The organism is Burkholderia sp. HAN2018, assembly GCF_024704855.1.
Taxonomy (GTDB): Bacteria; Pseudomonadota; Gammaproteobacteria; order Burkholderiales; family Burkholderiaceae; genus Burkholderia; species Burkholderia cepacia.
The window spans coordinates 1-933 of sequence record NZ_QOBB01000527.1; the positions used below are offsets into that span (position 1 = coordinate 1).

Annotated in this window: 1 protein-coding gene; it reads left to right on the forward strand. The window is 72.6% G+C overall.

The annotated features are described in order from the left end of the window. A partial coding sequence (locus DPV74_RS41555) for a sigma-54-dependent Fis family transcriptional regulator (RefSeq protein ID WP_162923349.1) occupies positions 1 to 933 on the forward strand: 933 nt, incomplete at both ends.

Consider the following 933-nt stretch of genomic DNA (forward strand, 5'->3'; position numbering starts at 1 on the left):
GGCTGCGCGCGCCGCTACGGCGCACCGGCCGCGAGCCCGGCACGGCCTCGCGCCGCCCGGGCACCACGCAACGCCACGTCGGCGCGCTGACGCCGTTCCTGCACAGCAGTGACGCGCATATCGCGCAACAGGCCGAACTCGCGTTGCGGGTCGCGAGCAAGCGGCTGCCGATTCTCGTGTTCGGCGAGACCGGTGCGGGCAAGGAAGTGTTCGCGCGCGCGATCCACGACGCCGGCGCGCGGCGCGCGCGGCCGTTCGTCGCCGTCAACTGCGGCGCACTGCCGGAAGCACTGATCGAGAGTGAATTGTTCGGTTATGCGGCCGGTGCGTTTACCGGTGCACGCAAGCACGGCGCGCGCGGCAAGATCGCACTCGCCGACGGCGGCACGCTGTTCCTCGACGAAATCGGCGACATGCCGCTCGCGCTGCAGACCCGCCTGTTGCGCGTGCTCGCCGATGGCGAGGTCGTGCCGCTCGGCAGCGATACGCCCGTGCGCGTCGATCTCGACGTGATCTGCGCGACGCACCGCGATCTCGCGCGCATGGTGGCCGACGGCACGTTCCGCGAGGATCTGTACTACCGGCTGAGCGGCGCGACGTTCGAACTGCCGCCGCTGCGCGAGCGCGCGGACGTGCGCGACGTGATCGCCACCGTGTTCGCCGAGGAGGCGCAGGCAACCGGCCACGTGCTGACACTCGACGCAACGCTCGCCGAACAGCTGGCCGCGTATCCGTGGCCCGGCAACGTCCGGCAGCTGCGCAACGTGCTGCGCTATGCGTGCGCGGTGTGCGACGCCGCGCGCGTGACGCGACAGGATCTGCCGGCCGATATCGCCGCGCAGCTCGGCGGCGCGTCGACCGGCACCCTGCCTGACGACGAGCGCGGCCGCATCGTCGCCGCGCTCACCGCGCACCGCTGGCGGCCCGACGCCG